This is a genomic window from Labrenzia sp. PO1, assembly GCF_012273635.1.
In the GTDB taxonomy this organism is placed as follows: Bacteria; Pseudomonadota; Alphaproteobacteria; order Rhizobiales; family Stappiaceae; genus Roseibium; species Roseibium algicola.
Genome location: NZ_JAAXCR010000001.1, coordinates 708,591 through 722,909, shown reverse-complemented (window position 1 = coordinate 722,909; position 14,319 = coordinate 708,591). Strand labels below are relative to the sequence as shown.

The window sequence follows — 14,319 nt, the reverse complement described above, 5'->3', positions numbered from 1 at the left end:
CAAGAGCCGAAAAAAATGTTCCGATGCGCACAACGGAGGCAGTCACCAAGTTCCTGTTTGCAAGGGTGCTTTTGAAAAATGCCGTCTAAACAGTGGCTTCAGACATTGGGGCGACGTGGACAGCTTCGACAAAACCGGGCAAAAAGGGGCTTCCTTATTTTACCGTGGATCAGTGTGCCCAAGAGGCCCGGTACCGGTTTTACGCTTCTTCCCAAAACCAAAGACAATTTCAGCAAGGCGCAGGCTTTTGCATCTGGTGCTTCGAGCGCCGGGGCCAAGGACCGGCGATGGGGAAGCTGCGGACCGTGTCTTGAACTGACCTCCAGACGACTTGCAGGAAAGTGCGACCCATGACTTTGCCAGAAGGGGGCGGCAGCGCGCTGAAGTGGCCGACAGCCAGAGCGCGCCGGAAGGTGTGCGCGGAGTTTTGCGCGCATATTGCCGCCGGATATTCGATCGACAGTTTTCCGGACGCCGACCGCCGGACGATCCGCTATTACGCTGAACAGTTTCCCGAGGACTTTCCGCCCGCAAGGCTGGAAGAAGCCGCCCGGCGCGGCCTTCTGGAGTGGGAGCGGATCGGCAAGGACGGCGCCAGGGGAGAGCTGGCGAAATTCAACGCCAGTGCCTGGACCTTTGCCATGAAGAACCGTGCCGGCTGGCGGGAGCGGACGGAGCCGGAAGCATGGCCGGTCTGGAGCGGGCCGGAAGACAGCCAGACACTCGAGACATTGAAACCGCGCAGCTCGGAGGAAATCGCTCTGGGCGTGATGGCATTGCTGACCGGAAAGGACATGCCAAAGAATGGCGACGGCCCTCGAAACGCTGATTGACCACATCGACCGGATGCCCGCGGACGAGCGGGTTGCCTTGCAGAAACAACTGGATGAGGCGGGAGTGCTGGACCAGTTTTCCGTCTGGCGGCCTCAGGTTGGACCGCAAACGGAAGGCTATTTCTCAAAAGCCGATCTGACGCTTTACGGCGGCGCGGCGGGCGGCGGCAAGACGGACCTGATTGCCGGGCTGGCGCTGTTTGCCCACCACAAGGCAGCGATTTTCCGTCAGTCGCTCAAGTCCCTGAAGGGCTTGAGCGAACGCATGAACGCGCTGATGCGCCAGGCGGGCATGGGCAAGATTTCCGGCAATCCGCCAAGGTGGACCGGGCCCGACGAGCGGCTGATCGAATTCGGCCACCTGGGGCTGCCGGGGGCGGAAGAGGACTGGCAGGGGCGCGACCATGACCTGAAGGCCTTCGACGAGGGCGCGCAGATGGACCCGCGCAAGATCATCTTCGTGCTCGGTTGGCTGCGCACGACGCGAAAGGGCCAGCGTTGCCGCGGGTTGATCGCCACCAATCCGCCGCTGGGTGGGCAGGGGGACTACCTGAGCGACTGGTTCGCGCCCTGGCTCGATCCGCTGCATCCGCTCTACGGCAAGGTGCAGCCGGGCGAGATCCTGTGGGCGGTGTTCATTGACGACGGCGATACCATTCGCACGGTGTGGGTGGACGGGCCGGAGCCGGTGGAGATCGAAGGCGAAGTCCGCACCCCCAAGAGCCGGACCTTCATTCCGGCACGGCGGCAGGACAACCGCTTTCTTGGAACGGATTACGATGCCCAGCTCGACCAGATGCCCGAGCCGATGCGCACGGCGCTGAAGACCGGAGACTTTCTGGCGGCCCGGCAGGACCACGAGTGGCAGGTGATCCCGTCCGACTGGGTGGACCTTGCCTTCGAGCGATACGACCAGGGCATCGATCGGGACGAACCGATGACGGTGCTGGCGGTGGACGTTGCCCAGGGCGGGAAGGACAGGACGGTGCTGCAGCCGCTGCATGGCCGGCGCTTTGAAACCAACATCGTGCGCAAGGGCACCGACACGAAGGATGGTGCGGATGTCGGTTCGCTGATCATCCGCGAGCGGCGCGACAATGCGATGATCGTGGTGGACTGCACCGGCGGCTGGGGCGGCGATACGGTTGGGTTCCTGAAGCGGGAAAACAACATTCCGGCGGAAAAATGCGTCTTCTCCGCCCAGTCGGGCGAGAGTGCGAAGGACAGCAGGATCCCGTTCTACAACTTGCGCGCCGAACTTTACTGGCGCTTGCGCGAGGCCTTGCACCCCAAGAGCGGGCTTGGGCTGGCAATCCGGCGATCGGCAACGGTGAAGGCGCAGTTGACGGCGCATCGCTGGAAGATGCGAAACGGGAAAATCCTGATCGAGAGCAAGGAAGAGATCAAGGACCGGCTGGGCTCTTCCCCGGACGAGGCGGATGCGATTGTCGAGGCATTGGGATGGAAACAGAAAGCGGAGCTGAAGAAGGTTCTGAGAACCGGGGTCGAAAGCCGGATGGCGCCACTGGGCGACCCGCTGGACGGTTTCTGATCCGCGACCTTTGCCTGCGGGATGCCAGCTTCATCGCGGCCAACATGCGCGATCAGGACCTGCGCGAGATCGCCTGTCTGTGGAAGGAATGGGACACAAGGGCGCTGGCGGCCTGCGCGTTGCAGACGGCGGTGCCGGGCATGGTGTGGTCGCTCTGGTACGACGGCCAGCCGGCGGCGGCCTATGGCTTCAGCCGGGCGTCCGCCTTCGATCCGGACCACTGGCAGGCCTGGGCCTTCGGCACGGACCGATTCCGCCGATGTGTGCCGGCGATCACACGGCACTTGCTGGATATCCGGCAGATTGTGGAACGGGATTGCCGGCGGCTGCAGGTAATTACGCTGGAAAATCATGACATTGCCCATGGCTGGATCGAGGCGCTGGGCGCAACACGCGAAGGGCGGCTTAGAGCCTATGGCCGGGGCGGGGAGGACTTTTATGTCTATGCCTGGGTAAGGGGGGACAAGCGGCCATGAGCGTTGTTCGAAACCGGGAAGGCTGGTAGCGTCCGGCCATTGCTATTTTGACGTTTTTATCTGGAGGCTCAGCCTTGTCTTCATCCAAGGATGATCTGCCTGTCGGGCAGATGACGAAACATTTCGCAGGCAATATCTCTCAACTGAATGCCATCGTTCTGTCCGACTATCGCAGGACCGAGGAAAACATCGGTTATCACAAGGGCCGCCTGGACCAGGGGTTCAAGCTGCTGGTCCTCAAGCACTTGCCGTTGCCGGAAGTATTCGAGTTTCAGGGCACGACCTTGCGATCAGGCGGGCGGTATGGCCTGCCGGAGGAAACGCAGGAGGCGGACAGGCGGCGCGCGACCGTGCATGACGGCATTCTGGCGGACCGCGGCGCTGCGGGATACCGCGATCTGCAGACCCGCGCCCTGAGCCTTGCAACCGTGACCGGGCCGAAGCGTCTGGTGAAGGTCATGCCCACGATCCGGCATGACGAACATATGGCCCCGCGCGATCAATATCCGATGGGCGGCGGTTTTCTGCAGTGGGACCTGAAGAAGCCCGGCTTGCCGTTTTTCTGCGCGGCGCATTTCAAACCGGGCGGCACGGTGGTGACCGTGGACGGCATGTTTCAGGTGAACTCGGACAACTTCCTCGCGGACTATCCGCAACGCGAGAAACTGCAGAAGTATCTGCAGACGATTTAAGCTTTTGCCACCTTCGTTCCGCGCGCGCGCTGCTTGATGCCTTCCATTTTCCGATGGGTGGCAACTGCCTGACGGCCGCCGCGGGTCGCGGTGTAGAGTTCCAGCGTTTCGAACTCGGCCTTTTCCACCGATGCAATTGCCTGATCGGAATAGGCGAAGCGGTTCGGATCTGACCAGAGTTTCCTGATGAAACGCAGATAGCGCCAGCGGGTGGCAGTCAGGATGGCAAGGTTCCGCAGGGTTTCGAGATAATATTTCGGATAGAAGACCAACGGATTTTCCAGAGGCAGACCCTGGCGGCGGTCCTTGCGGTATTTCAGTCGCAGAAAGCCGCCATCGAGCGAAAACACATTGTGCAGCCGGGACGCGGTTCCGTAAATGATCAGCCGATTCATGGTGGCGATCTTCTTGTTGCTGCCGAGGGCGGCAGCCCGGCGCAGAATCGTGCGGCAATGGTCCGGTGAATAGAAGCTGGCCCAGGCATCCAGATAGAGCTTGTCCAGTTCCTCCCCGGGCAGGTTCGGATGGCGGATGACATTGTGTGTGAGGTCGTACCGGTTGAGGTCCGGATGGATCCAGGTGCCGGCGGCGACCGCATCGCGGTGATCCTCCGAGCCGGGCAAGGGCGTCAGGATGGAGAGCGACAGGATATCGACGGCAAGCTCCCGCTTGAGGACGTCGATATCGTGAAGGACCGAGGCGCGGGTGTCGTTGGGAAAGCCGATGATGTAACCGGCGGTCAGGATGACCGGGTGTTTCTTCCAGGCCAGGAACATCTCCCGGTAGTCGGTGATCTTGTTTTGCCGTTTCTTGGAGCCTGCCAGATTGTCCGGATTGATGTTTTCCAGGCCGATAAAAACCTGATCAACACCGGCACGTACGCATTTCTCGATAAAATTCGGGATCTTGTGACAGAGGGTGTCAACCTGGATGATCAGCGTGAATGTGTGACCTTCGTCTTCCCGCATGCGGATGAGCGTGTTGAGAAAGGCTTCCCAGTTGCGATTTCGGGCGAAATTGTCGTCGGTGACAAAGAACTTGGTGACCCCGATTCTTGCGTGGTCGCGGATGATATTCTCCAGATCCTCCGTCGATCGGAACCGGCTGCCACGCCCCTGGACATTGATGATGCAGCAGAAGCTGCACTCGAAGGGGCAGCCACGGCCGAGATCGAAACTGCCATAGCCAAGGGTAGATCTTTCGACCTGCGCCCGATCGACAACGGGCACCGGCTCACCGGGCAGGGACGGCAAGTCCTTCAGGTGATCGTAGATGGGTTTCAGTTTGCCTGCATAGGCGTCGTGCAGGACCGGGTCGAACCGGCCGCCTTCGGCCTCGCCCAGAAAAAAACTGATGCCGAGATCCGCGGCTTCGCGCATATCGGCAGGCATCTGCGGCAGCATGGCCATGCAGCCGGTGATGTGAAAGCCGCCGATGCAAACCGGGAGGCCGGCCAGGAGAAATGGGCGAGCAAGATCGACAGCTCTCGGAAACTGGTTGCTCTGGACGCCGGTGAAGCAGATGAGGGCCTTACCGCCCCGCCGCTGAATACCGGCGATCAACTGATCCGGTCGGATGCGGGTGTTGCCTTCGTCAATTGCCTGGATGACCATTTCCACCTCAGGCCCCAGAACCTGCCTATGTTCGCAATCCCTGGAAATTCCGAGAAGACAAGAAAGTGAATTGGCCGGTATCGAAGTTTTGTGCCAGTGAATCGGATAGCCGTTGTCGTCATATTTCGTTGGCCTGATAAGAACCAGGTGAAAAATATCCGGTTTCATGGCTTTCCCCGCCGGTTGAATTATTCAAAATCAGGCTAACAAGGATCCGGTTCGGAGGAAATACTTAGATTACGTTTGGGAAGGTTCTCGCATTCGGGAAATATGTCCATGGTCCGCCGCTTTGATAAGTCTGCTGGGACAATACTCCTGGGAAAAGGCCGCTGGCATCAGGCCGTGCGGGCAGCGAAGCGGATGCGGTAGTCGGTTGGGCGCAGGCCGAGTTTCTTGCGGAAGTGGTGGCGGAGCGCGTGGGCGCTGCCGAAACCGACGCGGGCCGCGATCGTTTCCATGTCGTCGTCGCCCCGGCTGAGGATCTCCTTGGCGGCCTCCAGACGCTCCTGAACCAGCCACTCGCCCGGTGTCAGCCCCGTTGCTTCGGTGAAGCGGCGCTGGAAGGTGCGCGGGCTGAGGCGGCAGAGGGCCGCCATGGTTTCAATGGTCCAGGCCGTCTGCAGCGCCTGCCTGACTCGCTCCAGAATCGGTGCGATTTCGTTGCCCTCGCGATGAGCGACGGGGCGTTCCAGGAACTGAGCCTGGTCGCCGGTGCGGTGGGCGGGAACGACGAGGCGGCGCGCAACGGAGTTGGCCTTGTCGGCTCCGTAATCCTGGCGAATGATTTCGATCATCAGATCGATGCCGGCGGCGCTGCCCGCAGACGTGTAGATCCGGTTTTCCTGACGGTAGAGCGAGGCCTCGTCGACGGTGACAGCAGGGTGCCGCTCGCGCAGCTTTTCCGCGTAGCGCCAATGGGTGGTGGCGGAGCGACCGTCGAGCAGACCGGTGGCTGCTAGTACGAACGCACCGGAACAGATGGACACGAGCCGCGCGCCCCGGCTGTGGGCCTCGCAAAGCCGGTCGGCAAGCGCTTGGGGAACCGGGTAATCCGCCCCTTTCCAGCCGGGCACGACGATGATGTCCGCCTCGGCTATGCGTTCCGGGCCATGGTCTGGCACGAGTGTCAAACCGCCATGGGCGCGTAAGGGGCCTTCCTCGACCGGGCAACTGGCGAAGCGGTACCAGTCGGTGCCGAATTCGGGGCGGGCCAGACCGAATATCTCGGCGACGATACCGAACTCGAACGTGCAGAGCCCATCGTACAGCAGGGCGACAACAAGCGGGCCTTCCAGAGCTGAGGGGGCCGCGGTTTGAGGGGCTGTGTCTTTTGTCATGATATTTACGTATATAGTCAATCACGCCAATTGCCAATCGGCGTTCAGACGGCGACAAACAGCGGGAAAGGAGACCTTCATGACCAACAATGTCACCGCTATTCCGGCCGCACCGAGCGATCTCGCCAGGGAACATTTTGCCGCTGAATTTACCTTCGAGGCCGATTGCTGGGATGTGCACGACGCCCTTCAGGGCGAGCCTGGCTTTGTGTTGCTGGATGTGCGCAGTCCGGCGCTGTTCGAAAAAGGCCATGTGCCCGGCGCGATCAACCTTCCCCACGGCAAGATCATCCGTTCCAAGATGGCCAGGTGGCCGGAGGAGACATTGTTCGTGACCTATTGCGCCGGCCCGCATTGCAACGGTGCCGCACGGGGGGCGTTGCGGCTTGCGGAACTGGGACGCCCGGTGAAGATCATGGCAGGTGGCGTGACCGGCTGGATCGACGAAGGTTTTGAGCTGGCAACCGGTAATTCATGAGCTGAGCCGCAGCAAGAGCCCCTGCCTGCCTGACCCTGCCTGCTTTGGCCGGTCAGGCGGGGGCATTACCAGCAGCATCGGTCGAAGAGAAACGATAGCCAGGGCCGCGGCAAGGGAAGCCTTCAGGAAAGCTCCAGCGGCAGGTTGCAAAAATTCACTGGATCAACCACAATCCTCTCAGGAACAAAGAATGAACATTTTTTAGGGAATTTGGACGCAGGACCCATGGCGGATTTTGAAGATTTGACCGGCTGGCGGGAAGAGCTGGCCGCATTTGAGAAGACGGAAGAAGGCAGGGCCTTCTTTGCCGGCAACAAGCGCTACGGTGGCCGCAAAGTTCCATATGAGAACGTCGTGCAGATGGTTGAACTGATCCGTGGTGATGAAGAGCTGCACGAGGCTTTGAAGAAGACACTCTGGTTTGCTCAATACGTCGAGGAACATGACCTTGAGGCCTATGACGAGCAGTATCAGGAGCTTCATCCTATTGACGCTTACGATACCATTATTTTCTTCGGACGTTGGTACCTGACGAAATCCCGGATTCACGCAGACAAAAGCAACCTACTGATCGCTGCAAATTTGGCGGATGACGTCGAGGCCGGGAATGTGACCGACCTCCGAACAGAGGAAGCGATGGATTTCACGAGGAAAAAATATTCTCCGTTCGTCTCCTTTCCGGGGGAGGAGACGTGATGGAGAAGGTTGTTGCGATAGATGCCAGTGAAATCAGCCCGATCATGAAAAACTTCGGGCTGGAAGGATTGATCGCCACCGCAAAACGGGCTGAAACAGCTTTGGAACAATTAGTGAACGTTTGAGAGGGATTTGGAAACAGGACCCATGGCTGATTTTGAAGATATTACCGGCTGGCGGGAAGAGCTGGCCGCATTTGAGAAAACGGAAGAAGGCAGGGCCTTTTTCGACAAATACAGTTCGTGGAGCCCAACAAGACCCCGGGCACCCAAATTGCCATATGAAACAATCCTCCATTTCGCAGAGTTATTCCTCAGGCATCCGGCAGTTCTTGAGGCACTGAAGAAATCAGGTGCTTGGCGCGATTATCTGAATGCCAATCCGGATTTCGGCCGGGATGATGAGGGGTTTGATGAGCTTTGCCCGTGGGCGGACAACGAAACCATCTACGACTTCGAACGCTGGTATGCGATGAAAACGCAGATCCCCTATGACGGTAACCTCGATCCCGGCCGGCGCTTAGCCTACAGGGTTGCGACCGGAGAGCTTCCATCCCTGGCGGCTCCGGAGACCCGGGCTTACGCTGAAAGAGAGCATTCGACGGATATCGCCTTTTCAGACAAGGGGGCGAAATGAGAGAGAAGGTTATTTTTCCGGACGTAAGCAGACGCAGTGCTTCTGTCGTGTGCAAGAGTGTTTCGGAACAATTGATGAACATTTGGTATGGATTTGGACATAGGACCCATGGCGGATTTTGACGACATTACCGGCTGGCGGGAAGAGCTGGCCGCATTTGAGAAAACGGAAGAAGGCAGGGCCTTCTTTGCCGGCAACAAGCGCTACGGTGGCATTAAAGTTCCATATGAGAACGTCGTGCAGATGGTTGAACTGATCCGCGGGGATGAAGAGCTGCACGAGGCTTTACGGAAGAAAATCTGGTTTGCGGCCTATGCCGAAAAGCATGATCTGGAGGTTCACGATGATGAGTTTGTAGAGCTGAACCCGCTCGAGGCTCATGACACCATTATCGATTTCAGGAAATGGTACCTGATGAAAGCTCCGGTTCGCTTTGACAAAAGGGACATGATCGTTGCGACATGGCTGGCCATCGATTTGGAGGAGGGCAGGCTGACATCACTCAGAACTGAACAGGCCCGAGACTTCATCAAGGAAAACTATGCGTCTTTTGTCTCCTTTCCGGGGGAGGAGGCGTGATGGAGAAGATTGTTGCGATAGATGCCAATGAAATCAGCCCGATCATGAAAAACTTCGGGCTGGAAGGATTGATCGCCACCGCAAAGCGGGGCTGAGAGAGTTTCGGAACAATTAGTAACATTTGAGATAATTTGGACACAGCACCCATGGCGGATTTTGAAGATATTACCGGCTGGCGGGAAGAATTGCAGGCATATTACGAAGAAGGGGGGCAAGAGGCGGTCGATTATATCTATCGACATGATCCAGAGGTCTTCCTTGTGAGTACCAGGCTCTCCCAAGTGCAGCGTTTTGCTGAACTTCTGCTAAAAGACCCGGAACTTAGAGATGCGACTGCTCAGCAAATGGAGTGGTTGAAAGTTGTTGACGCCAATGGGGGAGCCGTTGGCAGGGGGGATCCGGAATGGGACAACCGGCCACTAGAGGCTCACATACTCATGGGAGACTTTTACGAATGGTACTGCCTGAAATCCGGGTATCCTCACGAAGCCAGGCACCTGTATAGTTTTGGTATGTTTACTGCCTGCGATGTCCTTGCGGGAAAATACGAATCTGTTCGGTCAAAGGCGTGTGTCGAATTTTTGCTAGATAGTGGTTACATCGAGCAAGACGAAGGAGGCTTGTGATGAGCAAGCAAACAGTCGTTGCACTCGACCATGCCAAGGTCGGGACGTTGCTCGCCTATACTGTCGAAAAAAAATTACCAAAAGAACAAATAAGGAACAAAGTATTTTCTGTTCTTGATGCCGTTGCTGGATTGGGCGACAAGGTTCTCTATGTACCAAGCGTTGGAACAACAGAACTCACAAACAATATTGCGATTGAATATCTGCCGCATTTCGATGGCTGGTTGAAAAAAAGAACTTACAACAACAAGATCCTCACAGCATCCGAGGTGAAATCCGAGCGGGCCAAGAAGAAATTCGATCCGGATAATAGGCGAAACTCGTCCAGAGGGGGGTATGAAGGCTGGGATATGGATGTCCGGCAGTTCATGCTGAATAGAAACAACAGAGAGAAGTACGATTTTCTCGTTATTAGTGCGGACGGTGCTTTTCTAGATAACAAATTCAATGCCGACAATGCACTTGAGCGCATGAAATTCAGACGGATGAGTTTCAAATCCCTGATGATCTCGATGCTCACCCATCCGGATGTACCGCTGACACCGCAACAGCACGACACAATTGTTCACGCAGCGAACTCGACTAGCCAAAAATTTGGTGCTTTTCACAATCTAGAGCAAAGTCACCCGAAGATTCCTGAAAGCTTCGAGGCAGCGCTCGAGATTAAGAACGCTCACCGACCGATTGAACTCAACGTTGGCAAGCGGTTTAAGAAGTTGGTCAAGAACGGCGCGCTGGTTTTCGTTCTTGGCCTTGCCGCGCCGGTGATATTCAACAAGGTTCAGGCACGTGCGGACGAGCGGAACATACCGTTTGCGCAGGCGGCAAGAGAGCTGGGGCTGGAGTTTACAGAGGACGATCTGAAGTCCATGGCGGCGGAGGCGGGCCTCGACCTGGCCGTTTCGCTGACGCCTGTCTGGCCGTTGAAAAAGGCCTGGGACGTTCTGGGCAATCTGGACGACATTATCGCCTTGACCCAGCTTTATGGCGAAGCCTATCCGGACAACCTGGTGATCCGGAAAATGGCCGAAATTGCTACAACAGTGGAAGGTTCGGAGGCATTTGGGGCGTACGTTTATGGCCGGGACGCGCTGACAGGCGCGGTGGGCAGCGCAATCGACTGGGCGTTTGCCGGCAGCGAGGATGAGGAAGAGGCCTTACAGGCGCTGCAGGGGATACAGAACGCGCTTGAGGCCGGCGGAGCCGTGGAGCAGGCCGCAAGCCGCGGCGCAACACGCGAAGAATTGACTGACACCCTGACGAGAGACGCAGAGCTGCGCCGTGGACAGGTCAGGCAACTGTTGTCGGCGGCCCCGATGGCGGCGACAGATGCGCCGCTTACGGCACCGCGGCTGGAGGATGACAGTCTTTCTTCTGAAACCATCCTGATGGATGGCGGGCAAGTGCCATTGGGCGAGAAGCCGGTTCTGCCAGGCTCTTCCGCCATTCTGGCCCCCGGTTTTGAGGAGGCGCGCCAAAACGGCGTGTCTGAGGGCAGCGTGTCTGGAGCCGGCGCAGTTGGGGCCGAAGTGGGCACCGGCAAGCTGGACGGCGTGAGTGCCACAACGGCGGCCGATGTTGCTGACGCCTCGGCCGGTTTGGCTGCATCTGCTGATCTGGCCCGGAAAAGTTCCTATGACCGATATCGGCAGATCGGCAGAACTGCCGCCGAAGAGGCGGAAGCGCTTGCGGATTACGAAAGGCTGTTCAGGCAAAGCTATGTCGAACTGGGCGGCCACAAGGAGGCTGCCAGGGACTATGCGATTTACCGGTTCAAGCAGATGTGGGGTCTTTCGGCCTTCGCGCCGGAGGCGGCAGGAACCGTATTGAAATATCCGGTCGAGACAGCCTATCCGGATCTTGAAAAAGACGGCCATGGTTACGTGCGCAAGGACGTTGAGGACCTGCTGAAAGCACAGGGTGTGCGCGCCGCGAAATGGCATCTGATGCCAAATGACAAGACCGGCCGGGACAGGCAGCAGGCCCCGGCGGACGAGGACGGCTACGGCCCGCGCATGACATTGACCTATGACGACGAGACCGGACAGCGCCATTTGCTGACGGAAGACTTTCAGGCAAATGTCGGCCGGGTTCGGGACAGGGCGTGGCAGGCGCACATCCCAAACAACAGCAGGCGGGCCGCGCGGCAGGCCCCTGCCGCACCGGCTGGAAACATTCCGGCGGCGCTGGCTGCCGCAGCGCCCGGTAAAGCTGCGCCGGTGGATGGAGCTTCCTCCGGGGCGCGGTGAAAAACACCGCCTCGGGCGCACAACCGGGAAGCTTCAAAAAGCCTTTGAGTGGCAAGAGCTTTCCGGAAATGCGTGTCTGAACAACAGGTTCAGACATCTGGCCTTGCTGGACGCTTCGTCAAAACAGGGCTAAAACAGACCTCATACCGGTACTTTGGAAAATTGCGGCTTGGCCGGCAGGAACGCCTTGGCGCAGCCGGATACGTCCGTTCGATCTTTTTCCGGCCGCTTGCGCGGACCGGCCTTGAGGCGCTGCCGCCGTGCCGGCAGGCGGCGCCGATTACACGTTTTCAAGACATTGAGAGAAAGGGACCACCCATGTGCATGTTTGGTGGGGGAGGCTCCAAGCAGCCGGACCCGGAACCGACACCGCCGCCGCCGCGCGAACCCGACCCGCAGCGGCAGGCGCGCAACCTGCAGGAAAACGGGCGCCGGCGCCGGGCCGCCGCCTATAACACCCGGGCCACCAACCTGACCGGCCCGTTGGGCGTTGCCGATTACGGCAGTGCCTCGCGGCCCGGTGTCACACTTTTGGGGCGTGCGTGATGGGAGTTGTCGACGATCTGAAAACCGAGTTGCAATCGGCCCGGGCGGAGCGCCAATGGGTGGAGGCGGACTGGCAGGACTATGTCACCTATACGGCGCCGGACATGGAGCGGGCCTTCAACCGGCCCGGCGGCGTGAGCGCCCGGGATGGCATGAGCGCCCTGCGCGGGTCTGCCGCCCGGGACCGGTCGCGCAAGCTGTACGACCCGACCGCTGTCTGGCTGCTGGACAGGCTTGCTTCCGGCATCGGCTCGCTGACCATGCCCGAAGGCTTTCCCTGGCATGGGGTCGGTTTCGGCGATCCGTTTGCGCCGGCGCCCAGCCAGGCGGACGAGGAGTTTTTCGAACTGGTGCGCGATCACCTGTTTCGTGTGCGGTATTCGGGACGTTCCGGCTTTGCGCTGGCCAACCGCTCGCGTCTGCTGTCCACCGTGAAACTGGGGACGGGTGTGCTGTTTCCGGTCGAAAACGAGGACAGCCTGGCTGATATCCGCACGCCGGTTCACTACCGCTATGTGCCGCTTTACGAGATTTACCTGGTCATCGATGCCCAGGGCAACGATTGCGGGTTCTTTCGGGTGCGCACGCTGAAGGCGTGGCAGGCGGTGAAGGAATACGCCGGCAAGGTGTCGCCCAAGGTGAAGGAAGACGCGGCCGACGCGAAGCGCAAGAACACGGACTACACTTTCGTGCATGCCTGCTTTGTGCGCGAAGGCGGTCACGCCCAGGCAACCGACACCAGGAAATCCCGGTTCGAGAGCATCCACTTCGAGGAAGACAGCGGGCATATCTGCCGGCGGGGCGGCTTCTTCGAATATCCGCTGGTGATCAGCCGGTGGGACCGGGACGGGCTGTCGCCCTATGGCTCGCCGCCGCAGGCAAAGCTGATGAGCGACATCAAGAGCCTGCAGAGCCTGGCACGAGACGGGCTGATTGCCAGTTCGCAGGCGGTGCGCCCGCCGATCGCCACCCATGCGCAGGAGCGCCAGCTTGACCTCAACCCCGGCCGGATCAACCCCGGGCTGATCGACGAACAGGGCCGGCCGCTGTTCCGGCCGATGATCGACACGGTGAACCCGGGCGCGGCGGATGCGCAGATCGAGACCATCCGCGAGAAGCTGCGGGTGGGGCTTTATGGCGACCTGTGGCAGACGCTGCTGGAAGGCAATGGCCGCACGGCAACGGAAGCCAATATCCGCCGCAAGGAAATGGCCGACATGATCGGGCCGTTCTCCACCAACATCATGGCCGGAAACGAGGCCTTGTTCGAACGTGAGATCGGCATTCTGGGACGAAGGGGCGCTTTTGCCCCCGGTTCGCCCCTTGCCCCGCCGCAAAGCGTGCTGGAGGGCGATGTGACCCTGACGCCGACGGCGCCCATCGACCAGATGCGCGAGGCCGGGCATTTCGAGGCGATCATGGGCTTCCAGGAGTATCTCGGCATCGCAGCGGGGGCCGATCCCTCCATTCTGGATCTGCACGACCGGGAAGCCGAATACGACCTGACCCGCCGCGCGTTGGGGCTGCCCGCCAAGCTGAAGCGGCGGCCGGAAGAGGTGGAGGCACTGCGGCAGGAACGGGCGGCCGAGCAGCAGCAACAGCAGCAGCTTGCGACCGGCGAAAGCATGGCGCGGATCGCCCGCGACGGGGCGCCGCTTCTGCAGGCCCTGGGCGGCGAGGGAGGGATGGATGGTCTGGCGTAGCCTCAAACGAGCCGCCCGGCGGCGCCGGGAGCGGGCTGGAATGCTGGAACGGGCCTATCGGTCCGTTTTTTTGTGCCCGGACGGCGAAATCGTGCTGGCGGACCTGGCCGCCGAATGCGGCATCTACCAGGCGCCGCCGGTGAACCTGGAGCCGAGGGCGGGCGGTTATCTGGACGGGCGCAAGGCACTTTATGCCCGCATCCTGTCGATGATCCGCATTCCGCCGGAAGAGCACGCCGCGCTGCAGGAAGCTGCCCGGCTGGAAATGCTGCCCGAGTTCGAAACTGACGAGGAATATTGACG

At 59.6% G+C, this 14,319-nt stretch carries 16 protein-coding genes; 14 read left to right on the top strand and 2 right to left on the bottom strand.

The window, feature by feature from the left end:
* The first annotated feature begins 350 nt into the window (after window positions 1-350).
* From HCG46_RS03450 to HCG46_RS03435, 4 genes are all read left to right on the top strand, one after another.
* Entirely contained in the window at window positions 351-833 is a 483-nt protein-coding gene (locus tag HCG46_RS03450; protein WP_055655578.1) for a hypothetical protein, read from the top strand.
* Window positions 805-2,385: a terminase gene (locus HCG46_RS03445; protein WP_168684627.1), complete on the top strand. Its 1,581-nt coding sequence runs from the start codon at window positions 805-807 to the stop codon at window positions 2,383-2,385. The genes HCG46_RS03450 and HCG46_RS03445 overlap by 29 nt, the downstream gene beginning before the upstream one ends.
* Window positions 2,295-2,861 carry a hypothetical protein gene (locus HCG46_RS03440; protein ID WP_168684625.1) on the top strand — a complete coding sequence of 189 codons (567 nt, stop codon included), beginning with the start codon at window positions 2,295-2,297 and terminating at the stop codon, window positions 2,859-2,861. The genes HCG46_RS03445 and HCG46_RS03440 overlap by 91 nt, the downstream gene beginning before the upstream one ends.
* Before the next feature lie 74 nt (window positions 2,862-2,935).
* Window positions 2,936-3,553, top strand: a complete 618-nt coding sequence (locus tag HCG46_RS03435; RefSeq protein ID WP_168684623.1) for a hypothetical protein — start codon at window positions 2,936-2,938, stop codon at window positions 3,551-3,553.
* Here the strand turns inward: HCG46_RS03435 and HCG46_RS03430 are convergent.
* On the bottom strand, window positions 3,550-5,166 hold the full coding sequence (locus HCG46_RS03430; RefSeq protein WP_286185195.1) for a radical SAM protein: 1,617 nt from the start codon (window positions 5,164-5,166) through the stop codon (window positions 3,550-3,552). The genes HCG46_RS03435 and HCG46_RS03430 overlap by 4 nt on opposite strands.
* Before the next feature lie 335 nt (window positions 5,167-5,501).
* Window positions 5,502-6,503, bottom strand: a complete 1,002-nt coding sequence (gene ftrA / locus HCG46_RS03425) for a transcriptional regulator FtrA (protein ID WP_168684619.1) — start codon at window positions 6,501-6,503, stop codon at window positions 5,502-5,504.
* A gap of 79 nt (window positions 6,504-6,582) precedes the next feature.
* Here ftrA and HCG46_RS03420 point away from each other — a divergent pair, with 79 nt between their 5' ends.
* The 10 genes from HCG46_RS03420 (at window position 6,583) to HCG46_RS03380 (ending at window position 14,317) form a co-directional block, all read left to right on the top strand.
* A complete protein-coding gene (locus HCG46_RS03420; RefSeq protein ID WP_168684617.1) occupies window positions 6,583-6,981 on the top strand; it encodes a rhodanese-like domain-containing protein in 399 nt (132 codons plus the stop codon).
* A gap of 225 nt (window positions 6,982-7,206) precedes the next feature.
* Window positions 7,207-7,677 (top strand): hypothetical protein, encoded by a 471-nt coding sequence (locus tag HCG46_RS03415; RefSeq protein ID WP_152510040.1) that lies wholly within the window; start codon window positions 7,207-7,209, stop codon window positions 7,675-7,677.
* Window positions 7,677-7,802, top strand: a complete 126-nt coding sequence (locus HCG46_RS28510) for a hypothetical protein (RefSeq protein ID WP_286145751.1) — start codon at window positions 7,677-7,679, stop codon at window positions 7,800-7,802. Before HCG46_RS03415 ends, HCG46_RS28510 begins: the two co-directional genes overlap by 1 nt.
* A 22-nt stretch (window positions 7,803-7,824) precedes the next feature.
* Entirely contained in the window at window positions 7,825-8,313 is a 489-nt protein-coding gene (locus tag HCG46_RS03410) for a hypothetical protein (protein ID WP_168684615.1), read from the top strand.
* A gap of 108 nt (window positions 8,314-8,421) precedes the next feature.
* The gene (locus tag HCG46_RS03405; protein ID WP_075282655.1) at window positions 8,422-8,892 is read left to right on the top strand and encodes a hypothetical protein; all 471 of its coding nucleotides are present in this window, start codon (window positions 8,422-8,424) and stop codon (window positions 8,890-8,892) included.
* Window positions 8,893-9,038: 146 nt separating this feature from the next.
* Window positions 9,039-9,518: a hypothetical protein gene (locus tag HCG46_RS03400; RefSeq protein ID WP_023000427.1), complete on the top strand. Its 480-nt coding sequence runs from the start codon at window positions 9,039-9,041 to the stop codon at window positions 9,516-9,518.
* Window positions 9,518-11,767, top strand: coding sequence for a hypothetical protein (locus HCG46_RS03395; RefSeq protein WP_168684613.1), 2,250 nt, complete (start codon window positions 9,518-9,520; stop codon window positions 11,765-11,767). Before HCG46_RS03400 ends, HCG46_RS03395 begins: the two co-directional genes overlap by 1 nt.
* 324 nt (window positions 11,768-12,091) lie before the next feature.
* Window positions 12,092-12,313, top strand: a complete 222-nt coding sequence (locus HCG46_RS03390) for a hypothetical protein (protein WP_006936041.1) — start codon at window positions 12,092-12,094, stop codon at window positions 12,311-12,313.
* On the top strand, window positions 12,313-14,016 hold the full coding sequence (locus HCG46_RS03385) for a portal protein (protein ID WP_168684611.1): 1,704 nt from the start codon (window positions 12,313-12,315) through the stop codon (window positions 14,014-14,016). The genes HCG46_RS03390 and HCG46_RS03385 overlap by 1 nt, the downstream gene beginning before the upstream one ends.
* Window positions 14,003-14,317, top strand: a complete 315-nt coding sequence (locus HCG46_RS03380; protein ID WP_055655554.1) for a hypothetical protein — start codon at window positions 14,003-14,005, stop codon at window positions 14,315-14,317. Before HCG46_RS03385 ends, HCG46_RS03380 begins: the two co-directional genes overlap by 14 nt.
* The last annotated feature ends 2 nt before the right edge of the window (window positions 14,318-14,319 follow it).

Excerpts from the sequence above, each read along its gene's own strand:
- HCG46_RS03385 (WP_168684611.1), top strand. The coding sequence starts at position 12,313 with ATGGGAGTTGTCGACGATCTGAAAACCGAGTTGCAATCGGCCCGGGCG.
- HCG46_RS03450 (WP_055655578.1), top strand. The coding sequence starts at position 351 with ATGACTTTGCCAGAAGGGGGCGGCAGCGCGCTGAAGTGGCCGACAGCC.
- ftrA (WP_168684619.1), bottom strand. The coding sequence starts at position 6,503 with ATGACAAAAGACACAGCCCCTCAAACCGCGGCCCCCTCAGCTCTGGAA.
- HCG46_RS03405 (WP_075282655.1), top strand. The coding sequence starts at position 8,422 with ATGGCGGATTTTGACGACATTACCGGCTGGCGGGAAGAGCTGGCCGCA.
- HCG46_RS03415 (WP_152510040.1), top strand. The coding sequence starts at position 7,207 with ATGGCGGATTTTGAAGATTTGACCGGCTGGCGGGAAGAGCTGGCCGCA.
- HCG46_RS03445 (WP_168684627.1), top strand. The coding sequence starts at position 805 with ATGGCGACGGCCCTCGAAACGCTGATTGACCACATCGACCGGATGCCC.
- HCG46_RS03430 (WP_286185195.1), bottom strand. The coding sequence starts at position 5,166 with ATGGTCATCCAGGCAATTGACGAAGGCAACACCCGCATCCGACCGGAT.
- HCG46_RS03400 (WP_023000427.1), top strand. The coding sequence starts at position 9,039 with ATGGCGGATTTTGAAGATATTACCGGCTGGCGGGAAGAATTGCAGGCA.
- HCG46_RS03440 (WP_168684625.1), top strand. The coding sequence starts at position 2,295 with ATGGAAACAGAAAGCGGAGCTGAAGAAGGTTCTGAGAACCGGGGTCGA.
- HCG46_RS03420 (WP_168684617.1), top strand. The coding sequence starts at position 6,583 with ATGACCAACAATGTCACCGCTATTCCGGCCGCACCGAGCGATCTCGCC.
- HCG46_RS28510 (WP_286145751.1), top strand. The coding sequence starts at position 7,677 with ATGGAGAAGGTTGTTGCGATAGATGCCAGTGAAATCAGCCCGATCATG.
- HCG46_RS03380 (WP_055655554.1), top strand. The coding sequence starts at position 14,003 with ATGGTCTGGCGTAGCCTCAAACGAGCCGCCCGGCGGCGCCGGGAGCGG.
- HCG46_RS03410 (WP_168684615.1), top strand. The coding sequence starts at position 7,825 with ATGGCTGATTTTGAAGATATTACCGGCTGGCGGGAAGAGCTGGCCGCA.
- HCG46_RS03395 (WP_168684613.1), top strand. The coding sequence starts at position 9,518 with ATGAGCAAGCAAACAGTCGTTGCACTCGACCATGCCAAGGTCGGGACG.
- HCG46_RS03390 (WP_006936041.1), top strand. The coding sequence starts at position 12,092 with ATGTTTGGTGGGGGAGGCTCCAAGCAGCCGGACCCGGAACCGACACCG.